Annotated in this window: 16 protein-coding genes, 1 pseudogene and 2 riboswitches; of the genes and pseudogenes, 5 read left to right on the top strand and 12 right to left on the bottom strand. The window is 32.4% G+C overall.

Annotation, left to right across the window (positions count from 1 at the left end):
• Positions 1-161: 161 nt before the first annotated feature.
• Positions 162-1,117: pseudogene (locus tag AC0N0V_RS02090) on the bottom strand (LysO family transporter).
• 337 nt (positions 1,118-1,454) lie between these two features.
• Between AC0N0V_RS02090 and AC0N0V_RS02085 the strand changes: the two are divergent.
• Entirely contained in the window at positions 1,455-1,904 is a 450-nt protein-coding gene (locus AC0N0V_RS02085) for a hypothetical protein (protein ID WP_474461898.1), read from the top strand.
• A gap of 95 nt (positions 1,905-1,999) precedes the next feature.
• Here AC0N0V_RS02085 and AC0N0V_RS02080 read toward each other — a convergent pair whose 3' ends face one another.
• The 4 genes from AC0N0V_RS02080 to AC0N0V_RS02065 form a co-directional block, all read right to left on the bottom strand.
• The gene (locus AC0N0V_RS02080) at positions 2,000-2,650 is read right to left on the bottom strand and encodes a 3-oxoacid CoA-transferase subunit B (RefSeq protein WP_474461897.1); all 651 of its coding nucleotides are present in this window, start codon (positions 2,648-2,650) and stop codon (positions 2,000-2,002) included.
• Positions 2,651-2,663: 13 nt separating this feature from the next.
• The gene (locus tag AC0N0V_RS02075) at positions 2,664-3,377 is read right to left on the bottom strand and encodes a CoA transferase subunit A (RefSeq protein WP_474461896.1); all 714 of its coding nucleotides are present in this window, start codon (positions 3,375-3,377) and stop codon (positions 2,664-2,666) included.
• 202 nt (positions 3,378-3,579) lie between these two features.
• Positions 3,580-5,034: a 4-hydroxyphenylacetate 3-hydroxylase family protein gene (locus AC0N0V_RS02070; RefSeq protein WP_474461895.1), complete on the bottom strand. Its 1,455-nt coding sequence runs from the start codon at positions 5,032-5,034 to the stop codon at positions 3,580-3,582.
• An 870-nt stretch (positions 5,035-5,904) separates the two neighbouring features.
• A complete protein-coding gene (locus AC0N0V_RS02065; protein ID WP_474461894.1) occupies positions 5,905-6,264 on the bottom strand; it encodes a hypothetical protein in 360 nt (119 codons plus the stop codon).
• Positions 6,265-6,650: 386 nt separating this feature from the next.
• Here AC0N0V_RS02065 and AC0N0V_RS02060 point away from each other — a divergent pair, with 386 nt between their 5' ends.
• On the top strand, positions 6,651-7,136 hold the full coding sequence (locus AC0N0V_RS02060; protein ID WP_474461893.1) for an Lrp/AsnC ligand binding domain-containing protein: 486 nt from the start codon (positions 6,651-6,653) through the stop codon (positions 7,134-7,136).
• Between the two features lie 230 nt (positions 7,137-7,366).
• Positions 7,367-7,582, top strand: coding sequence for a DUF378 domain-containing protein (locus tag AC0N0V_RS02055; RefSeq protein ID WP_474461892.1), 216 nt, complete (start codon positions 7,367-7,369; stop codon positions 7,580-7,582).
• 68 nt (positions 7,583-7,650) lie between these two features.
• Here the strand turns inward: AC0N0V_RS02055 and argH are convergent, their stop codons facing one another.
• The 7 genes from argH to metF all read right to left on the bottom strand — a co-directional run bounded on the left by argH (position 7,651) and on the right by metF (position 16,094).
• Positions 7,651-8,967 carry an argininosuccinate lyase gene (argH, locus tag AC0N0V_RS02050; RefSeq protein WP_474461891.1) on the bottom strand — a complete coding sequence of 439 codons (1,317 nt, stop codon included), beginning with the start codon at positions 8,965-8,967 and terminating at the stop codon, positions 7,651-7,653.
• Between the two features lie 2 nt (positions 8,968-8,969).
• Positions 8,970-10,172 (bottom strand): argininosuccinate synthase, encoded by a 1,203-nt coding sequence (locus AC0N0V_RS02045; protein ID WP_474461890.1) that lies wholly within the window; start codon positions 10,170-10,172, stop codon positions 8,970-8,972.
• Positions 10,173-10,288: 116 nt separating this feature from the next.
• Positions 10,289-11,065, bottom strand: coding sequence for an amino acid ABC transporter ATP-binding protein (locus tag AC0N0V_RS02040; RefSeq protein ID WP_474461889.1), 777 nt, complete (start codon positions 11,063-11,065; stop codon positions 10,289-10,291).
• A gap of 29 nt (positions 11,066-11,094) precedes the next feature.
• Positions 11,095-11,742: an ectoine/hydroxyectoine ABC transporter permease subunit EhuC gene (gene ehuC, locus AC0N0V_RS02035; RefSeq protein ID WP_474464405.1), complete on the bottom strand. Its 648-nt coding sequence runs from the start codon at positions 11,740-11,742 to the stop codon at positions 11,095-11,097.
• A gap of 154 nt (positions 11,743-11,896) precedes the next feature.
• Positions 11,897-12,574 carry a hydrolase gene (locus tag AC0N0V_RS02030; RefSeq protein WP_474461888.1) on the bottom strand — a complete coding sequence of 226 codons (678 nt, stop codon included), beginning with the start codon at positions 12,572-12,574 and terminating at the stop codon, positions 11,897-11,899.
• A gap of 209 nt (positions 12,575-12,783) precedes the next feature.
• Positions 12,784-15,165 carry a homocysteine S-methyltransferase family protein gene (locus AC0N0V_RS02025; protein ID WP_474461887.1) on the bottom strand — a complete coding sequence of 794 codons (2,382 nt, stop codon included), beginning with the start codon at positions 15,163-15,165 and terminating at the stop codon, positions 12,784-12,786.
• Positions 15,166-15,212: 47 nt separating this feature from the next.
• The gene (metF, locus tag AC0N0V_RS02020) at positions 15,213-16,094 is read right to left on the bottom strand and encodes a methylenetetrahydrofolate reductase [NAD(P)H] (protein ID WP_474461886.1); all 882 of its coding nucleotides are present in this window, start codon (positions 16,092-16,094) and stop codon (positions 15,213-15,215) included.
• A gap of 486 nt (positions 16,095-16,580) precedes the next feature.
• A riboswitch (SAM riboswitch) is annotated at positions 16,581-16,694 on the bottom strand.
• 357 nt (positions 16,695-17,051) lie between these two features.
• A riboswitch (SAM riboswitch) is annotated at positions 17,052-17,154 on the top strand.
• Positions 17,155-17,300: 146 nt separating this feature from the next.
• Between metF and AC0N0V_RS02015 the strand changes: the two genes are divergently transcribed.
• Both AC0N0V_RS02015 and metX read left to right on the top strand, forming a co-directional pair.
• Entirely contained in the window at positions 17,301-18,578 is a 1,278-nt protein-coding gene (locus AC0N0V_RS02015; protein ID WP_474461885.1) for an O-acetylhomoserine aminocarboxypropyltransferase/cysteine synthase family protein, read from the top strand.
• A 702-nt stretch (positions 18,579-19,280) separates the two neighbouring features.
• A complete protein-coding gene (gene metX, locus AC0N0V_RS02010; protein ID WP_474461884.1) occupies positions 19,281-20,462 on the top strand; it encodes a homoserine O-acetyltransferase MetX in 1,182 nt (393 codons plus the stop codon).
• Positions 20,463-20,479: the final 17 nt, after the last annotated feature.

Raw genomic sequence — 20,479 nt, 5'->3', positions numbered from 1 at the left:
GTATTATATCAATATTGCATTAATAGTTCAATATTTTTCAATAGGATGAATAATTAAAAATTTAATTAAAAGTTATGTCTATATTTTGTATAATAGCTTCATTATTTGTTTTTCACATTTATAATTTCTTATAAAACTCACAATACAAATACATGTGGTATCTACTGAAAAATTCTATATAAAATAGGAAGTATAAATGGAACAGCAAATGTTAAAATTGCTCCAGTTATTAATGTAACCAAGCCTAATTCTGGGCCGACAAACTTTGTTATAGGCATTAGCATAGTGTTCATATTGCCTGCGGCTCCCCCAGCAATATGACTTCCTTTACTGATTTTAATTAATAAAAGAAGTAGCAAAACTGTAAAAAACTCTCGCATAACATTACTAACAAATCCATAGGTTCCTATTTCAATGCCATATGTTTTTGCCATATAGGCTCCCGTTAAACTGTAGTAGCTCATACCACTGGAAGACATTACCGAAATCTCGGGTGGTAAGTTCAGAATACTCCCTGCTATAAATCCTCCTGCTAAACTACTTAAAAAATAGCCAGTGAAAGAGAAATAATCCTCACTCCTAAAAGCCTAACATATTTAAATACTTTACGGTTATTTCCCAAACTTATTCCAACCCCTATATAAAGTAAAATTAATGATGCAGTCAAAATATATTCAAGTAGATAAGTTTTTTCCTTTGGCATTGCAAAATAACCTAATATCACACCTGTAACTATGCTGATCGGCATAATTAAAACTAATGGTGTCATCTTTTTCTTTTCATCTTCCGAAATATTTACCTCATTGCTTAAGCTAATGTTTTTAGAATTTAAATTTTCTCTGATTTTCTCTAAAGGCAATACTGTCTTTTCCACAATCAATGTGAAAATAACACTAAGTATAATTGCAGATAAAGCGATAATAAAGCAATTTATTCCAATATTACCAATACTCGGCATAATGAAATTATTCACACCTATATTTATCCCGATTGTTATCATAAGAACTATTAGAGTTACATTGATGATAAAATCTGTTATTTTTAGAAACTTACTTGTAATTTTTTGAAATCCTAAGATTAAGCCAATTCCTAAACAAATAAATGGAAAAATAGTCATTTAAAGTTCCCCCTTTCCACTAAAATATATAGTATAAATTTCACTACTTTTGACATACATCACTTTATATACAATTAGCACCAACCATATAAATATATTACTTTTATGATTATTATATCAATTTGTAAAGTATACTGCGTTTCTTACTAAATACAATTCCACGCATAAGCTCAGTGCAGATAAAATTGTATTTTCCCTATTTATTAGGTCGAGAAAAATAAGTATACAACATAATTGTACTTCTACTTAATTTATCTTAAAAATAGTATTACTTATTGGAATTATGGAGAAATTATTTAGGTAGGATAAAATAATAATTCTATAAGGAGGTCATAAGATGAATAATCAAGGTGTAATGACTGAACAAGAGTATAATAAGCAAGTAGAAAACGATGGTGAAGGTGCTGTAATTACAAATTCTACATCTGAAAATATTATAGTATACGGTCCTACAAGAGCAACAGATTCCGGAAATTACGATAAGTCATGGTACATTTTACATCCTGGTAAAACTACTCCAAGAAACGGGGAATTTCAAGGTTTGTTTGTACCGAAGGATAGAAAGTTTCAACAAGAAAATGGTGAAACCATACAAGGACCAGCAGCTGTTAGATATTCAGCACCAAAGGTTGTTACAATTACAAGTAATAGAGATCAATATTTAGAAAAGGAAGAACATAATGATGGTATATTTCATGCTTCTGAAATAAATTGGCTAGTGCCTGATTTTAGTTCAGAGAATTGTCAAAAGATGACTAGTACTGCATATGAAATTCAAGACTATTAGATACTGTTAAGACCTAGAAGATTAACTCTTCTAGGTCTATTTTGATATATGTCAAGTAATAAGTATATTTAGATACTGGTTGGACTTTATTTTAGTTAATACATTACTTCTACCTTTTCTGGAATAATTAATTCGGCCTCAGTGAATTTCACTACTTCATCTACAGTAATACCTGGCGCTACTTCCTTTAGAACTAAACCCTTTTCCGTTTTCTGAAGAACTGCTTTCTCTGTTATAATTAAATTTACTACTCCCGATGCAGATAGAGGTAATGTACATTTCTTTAAAATTTTTGAGTTTCCATCCTTATCCGCATGGTTCATAGCTACTATTACTTTTTTGGCACCTACCAAAAGATCCATAGCCCCACCCATTCCAGGAACAAATTTACCTGGTATTTTCCAGTTTGCTATGTTGCCTTTTTCGTCTACTTCTAAAGCTCCAAGGACTGTAGCATCTACGTGCCCGCCTCTTATTATAGTGAAAGATAGTGATAAATCAAAAGCTGCAGCACCCTGTAACATTGTTATTGGCTCTCCACCTGAGTTTCCTAAGTCTGGATCTGATTCTCCTCTTTTAGGTTTTGGTCCAAAGACTAGTCCTCCATTTTCTGTCTGAAGTATTACATTAACTCCTTCAGGAATATAGTTTGCTGATGCTGTTGGCATCCCAAATCCTAAGTTTACAACCATCCCATCAGTGAATTCCTTTGCTATTCTTCTAGCTATAATTTCTCTATCATTCATCTTTTAACCCTCCCTAAATCTTTTTGCCTCTTATCCACAAATCTTCAAATATCTGTTTTCTTTCCTCCATACCATAACCTTTTACTATAATATCTACAAAAATTCCTGGTGTCCCTACACGGTTATATTCAATCTCTCCTACTTCCACTATTTCATCCACTTCTGCTATAACTAAGTCTGCTGCAGTAGCTATTACAGGATTTGAATTTAGTGATGTCCCTCTATACTCTAGATTTCCAGTCTTATCCGCTCTGTGGGCTTTAATAATAGCTACATCTGCTTTTAGTGGTGAGTATAATAAAAATTCTTTACCGTCTACAATTACTTTTTCCCTACCTTCCTCCATTTCCGTACCAATACCAGTAGGTGTTAAGACCCCACCAAGACCTGATCCAGCAGCTCTTATTCTTTCAATCCATGTTCCCATAGGGTTAAACTCTACTTCTATATCCCCATTAATATATTGTTTTACAAGCTGAGGGTCTGTCCCTATATGAGCCCCTATAAATTTTTTAATTTGCTTATTTGCTGTCAATTTACTTATGTCAAAATTTCCTAAAGGGTTAGCACCTACTACACTAATAACTGTTAATTCTCTTATATTCTCTTCTGCTATTGTATCAATTAATTTTATTGGTGCTCCAATTCCTAAAAAACCTCCAATCATCAATGACGTACCATCTTGGATTTCTTTAATAGCATCTTCTACACTTTTGATAACTGCCATATTACTTCCCCCCATCAAACTAAACCTTATTTTAATGATAAATATATAAATAACTTTGTGTATTTATGACTCTATACAATTTGATATATTGATCTCAATTCCTCAAAGTAATTAAGTAATGTCTACATTTGAGTTAGAAATTACATTTTTAACCTTTTCATAATCACTTTGTGAAGTAACTAATGTTTTTTTAATAAAATCTTTATTCTTCTATTCTAGCTATGTCTTTTGCTAGTGCTTTTTTATGAGCTAAATTACTTTGTCTAGATATCATTATTCTTTGTGCCTGAGGAGATCCTGCTCCATGCATTGACTCTGTTCTGTATCCAACCGCAGCTGTTCCAAGAGTTAAATTTTCTATAACTCTTAATATTCTCATTCTGTTTTCTGTAGAAACTGATTGAGTTCCTCTTAAGTATTTTTCAACATAAGGTCCTATCTTTGAGTCTCTAAAGTCTTTTTCTGAAGGCATAGTTACCATAAGTCCACCGGCTATATCCTCTGCAAGCCTTGCTATTTCATACGGGAATCTTGTAACGTTTTGCTTACAAACATTGGCAAGTAATAGGTCTATTAAGTAATTTCCGGATTCAGTTTTATAACCTTCTGATGAACATGCAATTCCACAAGCATATAATGTCTCATTAAGGTGAGTCATTTCTATAATTTTATCCTTAACATGTGATGCTTTGCTCGCCCCATTATAGTCTGCCGCCACAGCGGTAGCTCCTATTAAGACGTCACCAACTCCAACCTTACATCCACCATAACTTTGGCGGTGATACCCTGCAAATCTTTCAACTAACATACCTGCAAACTCAGTTTCTCCGTCAAGGAATATTCTTTCATTTGGAACAAATACGTTATCAAATATAGTTAAGGCTTCTACTCCTCCAAATTGCTTATTCCCCACATCAATATCTGCGCCATCTTCACCTTTTCTTGTATCGCATGATTGACGCCCTAGAACCATAAATATACCTTCAGAATCTGTAGGTACAGCAAAAGATATAGCAAAATCCTTGTCTTCTGGTCTCATTGCAATAGTTGGCATAACTAAAACCTCATGAGAATTACATATTCCAGTTTGATGAACCTTAGCTCCTCTAACTACAACACCATCTGGTCTTCTTTCAACGACTCTTAAATATAAATCTAGATCAGCCTGCTTGCTTGGACCTAGTCCTCTATCTCCTTTTGGGTCAGTCATAGCTCCATCAACAGTCAGGTCATTTTCTTGAACATATTCCATGAAGTTTTTAAATCTTTCATGATAGTTGGTACCGTGAGCCTTGTCCACTTCAAATGTAGTACTATATTCTGCATTAAATGCGTCCATACCAACACATCTTTGAAAACACGAAGCAGTTTTTTGACCACATAATCTTTGCATTTTAACCTTCTTTACTAAGTCATCTGAACTCATGTGAATTGTAGTGAAACGATTAATTTTTTCTCCTGTAAGATTTGAGGTAGTAGTCATAAGATCCTCATGCTCCGGCATTTGAGCTAAGTCATAAGTCATTTTTACAGAATTCATTGATGGGCGAATAATAGGATTATCTACTGGATTTTCAATTAATTCTCCAAATGCGTAGACCTTTAAATTTAGTTTACGAAGACTCTCTTCATATTGTTCTCCTGTCATTAATGGCATTAAAATCATCCCCCTGTATAAACTTTCTATTATGATTATATAAATATTAGCAAAATTTATACCAAAAAATAGAAAACCTAAAAGTAAAATAATAATTCTACTCTTAGGCTTTACGAGCTATGTTTTAATTATATACTTAAAATATATCTTATTGTAGTCCGGACAATACCAGTATTTATATGAATATTTAGCAAAAAAGAAAAAAAGCCAACATGGGGGAGCATGCGGCTTAAATAGGGGATATTTATTAATAAAAAGCTCATTTATCTAAAGCTCTACCAAATGAGTGGCTTTATTGATAAATTTCGACTTCGCTTACAATATAATAATATCATTATTAACATAATTAGTCAACATATTTGTCAAAAAAACATTTTTCGATTTTTATCGACATTTTTTGATAATTATATCGACTAGAAGTCGTTGTCATACTCAAAGCTACCATAAGCTTTTAATTCCATATCTATACTTTAAAACAAGTACCGTCAAAACTTATCTAAGGACTACCCAATCTTTTCCCAAAATAGAGATTAAACCTTGGATAATGATTTCTAAGCATCAGATGAGCTTAAACTTCATCCGATGCTTAGAAATATATCTATAGATATCAAAATTAGAAAGTAGACTTATTCGGAGAGAAATAATACCAATTTGAGGATAGATTTAAATATTTTTTAGTAGTCTTAGCGAAGGATTTATGAAAAACTTAGAATCTTAGATTGTCTGAGCGTTAGCGAGTTATCGAAGATTCTTAGTTTTTCGTAAATCCTGAGCTTTAGACTTCTTAAAAATATTTAACGTACCGAAAATTGGTATTATGTCTCGGAGGATAAGTCTACTTTCGGTGTTGCTTATCTATAGCGCCTAATTCTATTTTTTATTTACTCTATTTGGTTTAGCTTTTGGTTTAATTGCAATATCTTTTTTTCCATAGTTTGATCTTCCATTTGTAGTTTTATATATTGCTCCAGATCTTAGATCTACAAACCATAAGAAGAATACTATAAATACCGCAGATTGAACATACTGCCATACAGTGCCATTTAAATTATATTTATAATAAGAAGCTATCATTGTTGGTAAAAAAAATGATATTATAGCTAATGCTAAAATAACCCACTTATTTGGATGAAGCTTTGATAAAACACGGATTTTCAATTGATTATAAACAACTAAAAATATTACAACGAAAAACAAAATTTGTAAAACTACCGTTAACCACAATGGCATAATATCGTTCCCCCTTAAATTATGTATATTAACTCTATTATCATATACTTTTTCTTTTATATCAATACCTTTTTTACACCGCTAATTTACAACCAATGGATACCTAAAAAAACAATCCTTATCTTATAAATTATATACCATACCTATTTAATTTTTCTACTAAAGTATATAACTACTTCTTTTTTAACTTAAAGTTACTTTAATGAAATATTATTTTTTCTTAACATCTCATGATTAAGTTGTCATTTATATTAACATTTGATAAAATTAATATCACTGATAACGTTTTATTTATTAATTTGATAAAAAATACCAGTGTAATACTAGTAAATTATTACTTAAGATATGTACTTGATTTTTTTAAATATTGCTAAGGAGTGATTAATATGGGTTTAAAGTTAAATGATTTAGACGATTTAGATCTTCAAATATTAGATATTCTAATTAAGGATTCTAGAACTCCGTTTCTAGAAATAGCTAGAAAATGCCATGTTAGTGGCGGAACTATCCATGTAAGAATGAAAAAGATGGAAGACATGGGAATAATAAAAGGAACAAAACTTATAATAGATAATTCAAAGCTTGGATACGATGTGTGTTGTTTTATTGGTATTTATCTTGATAGAGCTAAAACCTTTGGTGACGCATTAGAACAGCTAAGATTAGTAAAGGAAATTGTAGAACTTCACTACACTACTGGTGAATACTCCATATTTGCTAAAGTTATATGTAAAAATATATCTGATCTTCAGAATCTGCTTATGAAAAAGATTCAAGCTATCGAAGGTATTCAAAGAACAGATACTTTTATATCCTTATTCCAGCCTATTGACAGAAATATAGAGATTAATATTCTAGATTCTCAAAGCTAAATTTTTAAATTAATCCTTTATAAATTAAAACTTAAGTTATCATTGCAAATAATTAAGAATACATATATTACTTTTATCATATATTTTTAATATATATGTAATGTCCTTCATCAATTTTTAGTGAATAATAAGTAAAAAGGGAAAAAGCTTCCCTTTTTATTTTTTTGCTTATATTTTTTTAAAATATGCAAATAATAGTTTTGTATAAAATAATAAAGGAGATGTTTAATATGAGAGCACTAGATGGAATATCATTACTATTAGTTGTTATAGGAGCTATCAATTGGGGATTAATAGGATTCTTTCGTTTTAATCTAGTAGATTCACTATTTGGTACTGGAACAGCTCTTACTAGAATTATATATGCTCTTGTTGGTATAGCTGGTCTATATGCTCTTTCATTCTTTGGAAGAGATAGGCATAGAGATACAGGTGATGTTAGATAGTATTAGTTTATAAGATAAAAAAGAGGAAAGCCTTTTATGGTTCTCCTCTTTTTTATAGAAGTTACGTTTTATTTAAGTTCCTTCTTTATTCCTCTGCTTAAGGTGTTATTATAATCAATGAACTCATATACGTCTTCTCCAAAGAGTTCACTAAATCCCTTTAATTCTTCTAAAGAAATATCTTCTATAGCCTTATTCTTATCTTCACAATAAAGTACTATTTCCCCTATTACTTTATGTGCATCCCTAAATGGCATTCCTTTGTTTACTAGGTAATCTGCAGCCTCTGTAGCATTTAAAAATCCTTTTTTAACAGCATTAAATGTGTTTTCTTTTTTAACTTTTAGAGAGGAGAGCATACCACTCATTATCTTTAAACAGCTTAAAACGGTGTCTAAGGAGTTAAAAAACTGTTCTTTATCTTCCTGCATATCCTTGTTGTAGGCAAGGGGAATGCCTTTCATTGTCGTCAGCAGTGACATGAGTCCCCCGTATACTCTCCCCGTTTTTCCTCTTATAAGTTCTGCAGCATCCGGATTCTTCTTTTGAGGCATGATACTGCTTCCTGTTGAAAACTCATCATCTATTTGAATAAAATCAAATTCCTTTGTACTCCAAAGAATCAACTCTTCGCTTAAACGACTTAAATGCATCATTATTATTGAAAAACAAGACAGTAATTCTATAACATAGTCTCTATCGCTTACTCCATCTAAAAAGTTATCTACAGGTTTTTTAAAACCTAACTCCTTAGCGGTAAAATCCCTGTCTGTATTATAAGTTGTTCCTGCTAATGCACAACAACCTAGCGGGCTTTCATCTAATATTACAATAGCATTTAATACTCTCTTTCTATCTCTTACAAGCATGTTGTGATAAGCCATAATGTGATGTTTGAAAGTCACAACCTGTGCTCTTTGAAGATGAGTATATCCTGGCATTAAGAAATTATTTTCTTCGCCAAGCTTTACTATGACTTCTTGAAGAATTTCTATATTATCCACTACCTCAAAAGCTTTTTTCTTGGCATAAAGCCTTAAATCTACCGCTACCTGGTCATTTCTACTTCTAGCTGTATGAAGCTTTTTACCTACCTGACCAATTCTTTCTATTAAATTAGTTTCTATAAAGCTATGAATATCTTCATAATCTCCTTCGATTAAGAGAGTTTCATTCTCTATATCCGAAAGTATAGAGTTTAGTCCATTTATTATGGTTTCACATTCTTCCTTCGTTAAAATGCTACACTTGGTAAGCATCTTAACATGTGCTATGCTTCCTTGTATATCTTCATAATAAAGAGTTCTGTCAAAGCTTAGAGAACTATTAAAGTCCTCCATAAGCTTATTTTCAGCCTTCTTAAATCTTCCACCCCAAAGTTTCATAATTAAACTTCCTTATTCTTTTCCATCATAGCTTTAATCTTATATGGAAGACCAAATAAATTTATAAAGCCTTCTGCATCTTTGTGGCTGTATGCACTTGCACCAAAGGAAGATATACTTTCATCATAAAGAGCATATGGTGTATCTACACCAGCTACCATTATATTACCTTTATATAATTTTAATTTTACTGAACCAGTTACATTTTTCTGAGTAACATCTACGAAAGCGTCTAATGATTCTTTTAATGGTGTAAACCATAGTCCTTCATATACTAATTCTCCGTATTTTTGAGATACCATTTGTTTAAAGTGGAAAGTTTGCTTATCAAGAGTTAATCTTTCAAGCTCTTTATGTGCTGCATAAAGGATTGTTCCACCTGGAGTCTCATAAACTCCTCTTGATTTCATTCCAACTAATCTATTTTCAATTATATCAATTATTCCTATTCCATTTTCTCCACCTATTTTGTTTAGAACTTCTATAAGTTCAACTGGAGCTATGTCCTCTCCATTTAACTTTTTAGGTACTCCTTGTTCAAAATATACTTCTACATAAGTAACTTCGTCCTTTGCCTTTTCAGGAGGAGTTGTCATAAGATACATATCTTGCTTATGCTCGTTTTGTGGTTTTTCAAGCTCTCCACCTTCATGACTTAAGTGCCATAGGTTTCTATCTCTTGAATATATCTTTTCCTTAGTTACTGGTACATCTACGCCTTTAGCCTTAGCATAATCTATAGCATCTTCTCTTGAAGCTATATCCCATATTCTCCAAGGTGCAATTATTTTAATTGTAGGATCAAAAGCTGCTACTCCAAGCTCAAAACGTACTTGATCATTTCCTTTTCCAGTACATCCATGAGCAATATAAGTTGCTCCTTCAGCATGTGCTATCTCTACTAATCTCTTAGCCATTAGTGGTCTTGCATATGAAGTTCCTAGCATATATTTCTCTTCATACAAAGCTCCTGCTTTTATACCTTTAAATAAATAATCAGTTACAAACTCTTCAGTTAAATCTTCAACATATATTTTAGAAGCTCCCGTTCTTATTGCCTTCTCCCTTACTTCCTCCATGTCATCTCCTTGGCCTACATTTATGCAAACTGCAATAACATCAAGATCATAGTTTTCCTTTAACCAAGGAATTATTATTGATGTGTCTAGTCCTCCTGAATATGCTAAAACAACTTTATCTTTCATTTATAAACCCTCCAATTTTTTAAGTTGATATTTTTCCACTATCAACTTTTTTAATATTTTAGTCCCTAAAAATGCATATTTAAACACACACCCACATTAAAGTGCTATATTTCTTCCTAAAGTACCTTCTCCAAAAATGCTTTCGTTCTCGCTTCTCTCGGACGAGAAAATATCTGTTCTGGAGTTCCTTGTTCTACAATTTTTCCTCCATCCATAAATATAACTCTATCTGCAACTTCTTTTGCAAATCCCATTTCGTGAGTAACAACTACCATGGTCATGCCTTCTTTTGCAAGGTCTTTCATTACATTTAAAACTTCTCCAACAAGCTCAGGATCTAATGCTGATGTAGGTTCATCAAAGAGCATTATATCTGGGTTCATGGCAAGTGCTCTTGCTATAGCAACCCTCTGCTTTTGTCCACCTGAAAGCTTGGACGGATAATAATCAACTTTATCTTCAAGCCCCACCTTTGCTAAAAGCTTTTTTGCTCTTTCTAAAACTGCAGACTTATTTTCCTTCTTAACAATGATTGGTGCCTCTGAAACATTTTGGAGAGACGTCATATGTGGAAACAAATTGAAATTTTGAAAAACCATTCCCATCTTTGTAGTTATGCTTCTAATAGACTTCTTATCCTTTGGATTTAATTCTTCCCCTTCAATAACTACCTTTCCACCATCTATATCTTCCAAATGATTAAGACATCTTAAAAAGGTACTTTTACCTGAACCTGAAGGGCCAATAACAACTAAAACTTCCCCTTTTTTAACTTTGACATTTAAGTTCTCAAATACAGTAAGATTATTAAATTTCTTGGTTAAATTAGTGGCCTCTATCATATAACTCTTAGGTGAAAAATCTATATAATTATTTTGAATTGCACTTTCCATAAGCTTGTTCCTCCTTTTCTTAGAATATATTAATAAACTGATAACTTTCTTTCAAATAGCGAGAATACTCCTGTAAATATGGTTGTCATTACTAGATACAACAAGCCAGCTGTTAAAAACACTTCGATAGGTTTAAAAGTTGTAGCATACATTTGCTGTGCTGATCTCATAAGTTCCACCATAGCTATTGTTGACACTAATGAAGTATCCTTAAGCATTGCTATAAATTCATTTCCTACAGGTGGTATTATAACTTTAAAAGTCTGAGGAAGTATTATTCTTCTCATTGTATCTGTGTAAGTAAAACCTAAAGCCTTTGATGCTTCAAACTGCCCCTTATCAATGGATTGTATTCCCCCTCTTATTATTTCCCCCATATATGCAGCACAGTTCAATCCTAGTCCAATAACAGCTGCTTCAAAAGGTGTTAGCTTAATTCCTATGAAGGGTAGTCCATAATAGAAAAAGAATAATTGTAATAGTAATGGTGTTCCCCTGAATATCCATGTATAAAAACTCGAAATCCATCTTAATGCTCTATTTTTAGAAAGCTTTAAAAGCGCTAGAAAAATCCCAAGTATTGTTCCCATAATTAGAGTAATAACTGTTAGCTCAACCGTCATTACACTCCCCTTTAATAGGATAGGCAATGTATTCTTTATTGCAACCATATCCAACAAAATCACGACCTTTCAATTTTTTAACTCCTTAGCTCCTTATCTTTATCATGTAATAATTATACATCTATTATTATAATTATGCAATAACTTATTACAAAAAAGAATAAAAAAAATTGAGAATGCTTAAAATTTACTCATTCTCAATTTCTTATTATTTATTATTTCTATGTTTAATCATTATTTCCCTAAACAACTCTGCAGTCGTAGGTGGCGTATATGATATAGCATTAGCTCCCGCCTCAATTGTTTCCTTTACGCTCTCTTCTGTCTTTCCACCAGTAGCCATTATGGGAAAATTAGGATAAGCTTCTCTTATTTTTCTTACTACTTGTGCTGTTTCTTTACCGGCAGATACATTAAATATGGTAACTCCTGCTTTTATTCTTTCTTCAAAATTTTCATTTTCCGACACCACTGTAACCACAATTGGTATATCTATTGTGTCCCTCACAGCTGATACTACCTCGTTAGAAGTTGGAGCATTTACAACAACACCCATTGCACCCTTAAACTCCGCATCTAGCGCTAGGTTAACTACTCTCTTACCCATAGTAAGTCCACCGCCTACGCCACAAAAAACAGGTACATCTGATGCAGCTAGTATTGCTTCTGTAATTACAGGTTGTGGAGTAAATGGGTATACAGCTATTATTGCATCGGCATTAGTGTTTTTTATAACTGCAACATCAGTTGTAAATAAAAAAGATTTTAATCTTTTACCAAAAATCTTTATACCACTTGCACCTCTTATTGCTTCCGGAACAACTATTATTTTATCTCTAAGAGTTCCCTTTATTTCTGGAACAAATTTACTTATCTTCTCCTTCATTTCTACCTCCAAAAAACCCAATTATTATATTATTTTATACTAATTAATAAAAATATTCCATATAAATATTTTTATTAATTAGTATGGAACAGTTCACATCTTTATGTATTATAATACATAAAAACTGTGAACAGCCCCTTACACGTTTGGTTTAACTCCGATCAATTACCTGTCGACTAAAAATCATGTAGTAGCTGCATTTCATAGCTTTAGCTAAAAATTTCTTCAGCAATCTTAACTGCATCTCTAGCATCTCTAGCATAGAAATCTGCGCCTATCATTTTTGCATATTCCTCATTGAGCACTGCGCCTCCAACCATAACCTTACAATCTAAATTATTTTTTCTTAAAGCTTCAATTGTCTTTTTCATATTCGCTACAGTTGTAGTCATAAGAGCACTTAACCCTACAAGTTTAATATTATATTCTTTTACCGCATCTACTACTTTCTCTATTGGCACATCTTTACCTAAATCTATAACCTCAAAGCCGTAGTTTTCTAGCAATACCTTTACAATATTTTTCCCTATATCGTGTATATCTCCTTTAACCGTTGCAACTACTATCTTTCCTTTTTCTATACTACTTTCTCCACTAGACAACATACTCTTTTTTATAACTTCGAATGACTTTTTTACTGTTTCTGCAGATTGTATAAGCTGTGGAAGGAAAATTTCTTTAGTTTCGTACATTTCTCCTACAATATCTAGTGCAGGTATAATATATGAATTTACTATTTCTATAGGTTCTTTAGTACTTAATAATCTTTCTGTACTTAAAATTGCTTCTTCTTCCATCCCGTCTATTATTATTTGTTTTAAATTTTTTGCTGCGGTGTTACTTTCTTTTATATAATTATCCTTATTTTTATCTACAGCATTCACACCATATTTACTAATATAATTCTTACCTTCTCTATCTATATTTGCGAGAACTTCAAAAGCATAGATAGTCGATTTCATTCCTTCATCAGCAGTATTTATAATTGGCATAGTAAGTCCTGCTTGAAGTGCCATAGTAAGGAAAGTTCTATTTAAAAGTCCTCTTTCCGGCATACCATAAGATACATTGCTCACACCAAGAACAGTATTAACTTCAAACTTTTCTTTTATAATCTTTATAGCCTTTATGGTTTCTAAAACATCTTTCTGTTGCGCCGAAGCCGTAAGTGCAAGACAATCAATAATTATATCTTTTTTGTCTATTCCATAAGTTTTAGCTGTATCTATTATCTTTTCAGCTATTTTGACTCTTTCTTCAAAGCTATCAGGTAGTCCTTTTTCATCAATAGTAAGAGCAATAACACAACCACCATACTTTTTAACTATAGGAAATACCTTTTTCATATTTTCTTCTTTTCCGTTTACTGAATTTATTATAGGCTTACCATTATAAACTCTGGCACCAGCCTCTAAAACTGAAGGTGTTGGACTGTCAATATCTATAGGTAACTGTACAACCTTTTGTACTGCTTTTACTGCTTTTATCATCATTTCTTTTTCATCTATTTCAGGAAGCCCTACATTTAGTCCTAATATAACTGCTCCTTCTTCCTTCTGTTTAATTGCTTCTTCTTGAATATAATTTACACTTTTTTCTTTTAACTCTTGTTTATATCTCTTCTTACCAGTAGGATTGATTCTTTCACCTATGATTGTTACTTTACCATCTAAAATTAAAGTTTCAGTAGCAGAACAAATTGCAGTATAGTTTTTAGGTTTGACCTCTACAGGTGTCAACTCTGCTAGCGCTTTTATGGATAATTCAATATAATTAGGATCTGTACCGCAGCATCCTCCAAAGATTTGCACACCCCTTTTAGCCATAATCTTTATATAGTCTGCGAATTCTTTTTGAGTTATATCATAAACAGTCTTTTCACCGTCATATCTTGGAAGTCCAGCATTTGGCTGTACCATTACAGGGATTGAGGAATATTTAAGAATTTCCTCGACTATAGGCATTAATTCCTTCGGCCCTAGTGAGCAGTTAACTCCAATAGCATCTACTCCAAGCCCCTCTAGTACAAATACCATAGTCTTTGGATCTGTTCCCATTAATGTTCTTCCGTTTTCTTGGAAGGTCATAGTACAAAATACCGGAAGAGAACTATTTTCTTTTGCTGCAAGTATTGCCGCTTTTGCCTCATACAAATCTGACATTGTTTCTATCAAAATTAAATCAGCTCCAGCTTTTTCTCCTACAATAACCTGTTTCTTAAATAATTCATAAGCACTTTCAAAACTTAAGGTCCCTGTTGGCTCCATAATTTGTCCTGTTGGCCCAATGTCAAGAGCTACAAGCTTATCACCTGCCGCTTTCCTAGAAACCTTGATTCCAGCAGTGATAACTTCTTCTACAGAATAACTTGAACTACTATACTTTAATTCATTTGCTCCAAAAGTATTTGTAATTATAACATCTGATCCCGCATCTATATACTGCTTATGTATTTTAAATATAATCTCTGGATTAGTTATATTAAGAGTTTCTGGTAATTCTCCTACCTTAAGTCCTTCTCGTTGAAGCATAGTTCCCATAGCTCCATCAAAGAAAATAAACTTATTCTTAAATAAATTTTTTAATATCACCTTAAGCACATCCTCTCACCATACTAATAAGTCTATTATAAGTTTTTTTAGATTGTATTTACAGCTTTACGAATACCTTCTATATTTTTTACAATTCTTCTCGCAATATCTGGTTTATTCATTGAATATAAGTGTATTCCCTGAATACCATTTGCAACTAAATCTGATATTTGTTCTGTAGCATAAGCTATTCCTGCTTCAGCTAAAGCCTCCTTTGAATTTTCATATTTATACATAATTCTCTTTATCTTATCAGGTATATTTGCACCCGAAAGCAATGCTATTCGGTCTATTAAAGCTTTATCCACAGCTGGCATGATACCTACAATAATAGGAACATTAATATTATACTTATATAGCTTTTCTTTGAATTCGTAAAATTTATTATTATCAAAGAAAAGCTGAGTAATTAAGACTTCCGCTCCACAGTCCACCTTTTCTTTAAGATGCTTTATTTCACCATCTATGTCTTTGTACTCTAAATGTCCTTCTGGATAAACCGCTGCAGATATACAGAAATCTCTCCTTTCTTTCAATTCACAGATTAAATCTTTAGAATTCTTATAATCTAAATTATCTTTTGCTATAAATTTTTTTGGTATATCTCCTCTTAGAGCGAGAACATTGTTGATATTATTATTTTTAAGTTCTCCTAAAATGCTTTTAATCTCCTCTCTCGTAGAAGTTACACAGGTCAAGTGGACTACTGATTCTATATCAAATTTATTTTTTATATCTGAAACTAACTTAATTGTCCTATCCTTACTACTTCCCCCAGCTCCATAAGTTACACTTATGAAATCTGGATTTAGTTCTTTTAGCTCCTCAATAGTTCTATACATACCATCTAACGATTTATCCTTTTTAGGTGGGAATATTTCAAATGATAAGGTTAATTTCTTATTCGACAATATATCTTTTATAAACATTTACTACCTCCGATCATACAATAAATATACATTTTTTCTCAATCTCTTCATATAGATGAACAACTTCAAATCTAGACTTATGAACATAAACAATTCCCTCAATTTACTCGGTTCTAGCACATTCATAAGTCAAAGTTTGAATTGCGATATCTATATAGATATACAAATTAGAAGTTTGACCTATACAGAGGGATATATTAGTGATTCTGAAGCACATTTAAATACTTTTTTGTGAGTCTTAGCGAGGTTACAAGGAAAAGCTTAGAACTTCGATATGTCTGAGCGACAGCGAGTTTATCGAAGTTCTTGGCTTTTCCTTGTAGCCAAGCTTTAGACGAATTAAAAAGTATTTATGGTGCAGAAGAATCGCTAATATATCCCGGAGTGTACGTCTATCTTTGTGTTGTTTTATCTATAATTTAAAAGAGCTGCTTTTCCATAAGAAAAGCAGCTCTAGAAATTCTCTCAAATATTCTTAGGCCGTTCTTCTTATCTGTCAGAATAACCATTATTCTGCAGGAATTGACACCGATACATTCAAAATAAAATGCCGGTTGTCGGGTTTCATAGGGCCAGTCCCTCCACCACTCTTGATAAGAAAACTATATTCAATTACATTTTATGTAATCATAATACTTTTTAAAAAGCTTGTCAATATATAATTACTTAGCTTATTAAATTTTTTAAACCGCTTAAAATAACTATAATTCAAGTAATTAGAGAATCCTTGAACTTTTTTATAGTCGAACATATAAAATAATTATATTAATCACTAGTCCATATTATTCCTCATGGTATTCTTAGCCTGAAAGTAGTATAAAAAACTTTTATGACTGAAACTTTAGAATTATCCGCACTTCTATGCAAGTTGATTTCAATATAATTTCAAAAACTTTTTTTAGGGTATTGACATCATATTCTAATATTTGGTATCATAATCTCAATCGAATACGGAACTTCTTATCCAGAGAGGCGGAGGGACTGGCCCTACGATGCCCGGCAACCTGAATATATATTCAACGGTGCTAATTCCAGCAGGTGAAAACCTGAAAGATGAGAAGCATGAAGATTAAAACTTCTTGTGTCTCATTTGCACGAGAAGTTTTTTATTTTACCAAATATTAGAATCTAATAACTTATATCGAATTCTCAACATAGAAGTTCCGTTCAAATATTAAACTTTAATTATTTAAGGAGGAATTTATTATGACAAGAAAATTAAGATTTGACACTATTCAAGCACATGGAGGACATACACCAGATGCAAGCAGCAAATCAAGAGCGGTTCCAATTTATCAAACATCATCTTATGTTTTTGATAGCGTGGAACATGCTGCTAACTTATTTGGTCTTTCAGAAGTTGGAAATATCTATACAAGGTTAACGAACCCGACCACAGCTGTATTAGAAGAAAGAGTTTCTCAGCTTGAGGGTGGAGTTGGTGCCGTGGCTACTGCGTCAGGAATGGCCGCAATTACTTATGCAATAACAAACATTGCAGGTGCTGGAGATGAAATAGTGGCTGCTGCTACACTTTATGGAGGAACATATACTTTATTTTCCCACACTTTTAAAAACTTTGGAATTAAAGTTAATCTTGTAGACCCAGATGAACCTGAAAACTTTGAGGCTGCTATAACTGAAAAGACAAAGGCAGTATATATAGAAACCATAGGAAATCCAGGGATAAACCTTGTTGATATCCAAGCCGTTGCAGATATTGCACATAAGCATGGAATTCCTCTAATAGTAGATAACACTTTTGCATCACCTTATCTTTGCAGACCAATTGAATTTGGTGCAGATATAGTAGTTCATTCTCTTACAAAGTTTATTGGAGGACACGGTACATCTATAGGCGGCATAGTTGTAGACTCAGGAAAATTCAACTGGGATAATGGAAAATTCCCTGGACTTGTAGAACCTGATGAAAGCTATCACGGCCTTAAATTTGTAGAAGCTGTTGGTGCTGCTGCTTACATCACTAAACTAAGAGTATCCCTTTTAAGAGACTTAGGCGCTTGTATATCACCATTTAACTCCTTCTTACTAATATTAGGCCTTGAAACCCTATCACTTAGAGTACAAAAACATGTTGATAACACTAGAAAAATTGTAGAGTTCTTAAACAATCATCCTAAGATTGAATGGGTTAGCTATCCAGAGCTAGAAGGAAATAAGTACTTCAATTTATCAAAAAAATACCTTCCTCTAGGAGCTGGTTCTATATTCACCTTCGGAGTAAAAGGTGGAGTTGATGCTGGTAAAAAGATAATAGAAGGGGTAGAAATATTTTCACACCTTGCTAACGTTGGAGATGCTAAATCATTAATAATTCATCCAGCCTCTACAACTCACTCCCAGCTTAATGAAGAACAACTAATTCAGGCAGGAGTTAGACCTGAACTTATAAGAATTTCTATTGGTATCGAAGATGCTAATGATTTAATTGAGGATCTTTCTGCTGCATTAGATCAAATTTAGCCCTCAATACTTTAATAAGTTAATACTGTGTATTAGGCAATTGGCAATTAGCATTGTTTACTCCTAAAATGAAAGTAATGGTAAAAACATATTGCCAATTGTCCTTTTTATAGATAAGCAACACCGAAAGTAGACTTACCCTCCGAGAAATAATACCAATTTTCGGTACGTTAAATATTTTTAAGAAGTCTAAAGCTCAGGATTTACGAAAAACTAAGAATCTTCGATAACTCGCCGACGCTCAGACAATCTAAGATTCTAAGTTTTTCATAAATCCTTCGCTAAGACTACTAAAAAATATTTAAATCTATCCTCAAATTGGTATTACGTCTCTCCGAATAAGTCGACTTTCTAATTTGGGTATCTATATAGATAAATCAATTTCATTTTAGACTTATACATAGGGATATATTAGTAATTCTGAAGCACATTTAAATACTTTTTTATGAGTCTTGGCGCAGAATTTGAGAAAAGATTAGAAGATTTGATTGTCTGAGCGTAAGCGAGTTATCAAAGCTTCTTAGCTTTTCTCAAATTCGAGCCTTAGACGAATTAAAAGTATTTATAGTGCAGAAGAATTGCTAATATATCCCGGCATATAAGTCGAGCTCTATATTTGGTTATCTATATATAGTTCCAATGTGTAAAGTTATCCTAATACTTACTACTTGTGCTAGTTCTTAAATTTTGGAGGTGTATATCTTGAATAAATTTAGTTACAAGAAAGAGGGTTTTAAAGAGTATTTAACCTTTGCTGAAAATAAAGACTTTCTACTTGAAAGTGGTAAAAACTTTGGCCCAGTAACTCTATGCTTCGAAACTTATGGTAAGCTAAATGAGGATAAGAATAACTGTATATTTATAACACATGCTCTAACTGGCGATTCACATCCAGCTAGACATGATTTAAATGATATTGCTGGTTGGTGGGAAGACTTTGTAGGTCCTTGCAAAATCTTTGATACTAATAAATATTTCTTGATTTGTTCAAATGTTTTAGGAGGATGCAGCGGATCAACAGGCCCATCATCAATAAATCCTGAAACAGGTAAACCTTACGGAACTACTTTTCCAATCATCACTATAAAAGACATGGTTAATGCTCAAAAGAAAATACTTGATTATTTTAACATACATCACATTTTAGCTGTAGTTGGTGGTTCCATGGGCGGATTGCAAACGCTTCAGTGGGCAGTATCTTATCCTGATTTTATGGATGGAGTTATAAACTTAGCATCACCTCTTAACCTAAGCACAGAATCTATAGGTATAAATCATATCATGAGAAAATCAATTATGTGTGATCCTAACTGGAATAATGGAAATTACTACGATACCACTGCTCCTTATAATGGTTTATCAATAGCAAGAATGGTTGCTATGCTGACTTATCAAACAAAAGACTTAATGAATAAAAAATTCGGTAGAAAAACGAAAAGTAATATAAGGGATTTTTATCAAGGCTTTGATGCAGAGTTTGAAATAGATAGTTACCTAAACTACCAAGGGAATAAACTCGTAAATAGGTTTGATGCAAATACTTATTTATATATTACTAGAGCGATGGATTTATTTGATTTAAGAAGAGAATATGGTTCCTATGAAAAAGCTCTTAGTAGTATAAAAGCTAAGGTTTTACTTGCTTCAGTTTCTTCAGATGCACTTTTCCATATAAGTGAGCTAAGAAAAACTAAGGATATCTTAAACTTAAGTGGTGTAGACCTGCAATATCATGAGGTTCAATCAAATTTTGGACACGATTCCTTTCTATTAGAGTGTGAAAAGTATAGAGAGTTTTTATGCGAGTTTTTAGATAGACTTTATAATAACTGCAGCCTTAAACGCCCTTGGGATAATCTTGGCTGTAACATAGGAAGCCTATAATATCTAACGATTAAGAC

This window comes from Clostridium sp. CS1-1 (genome assembly GCF_056135525.1).
Note: the sequence above shows the minus strand (reverse complement) of the source record. Positions and strands in the feature narration are given on the sequence as shown.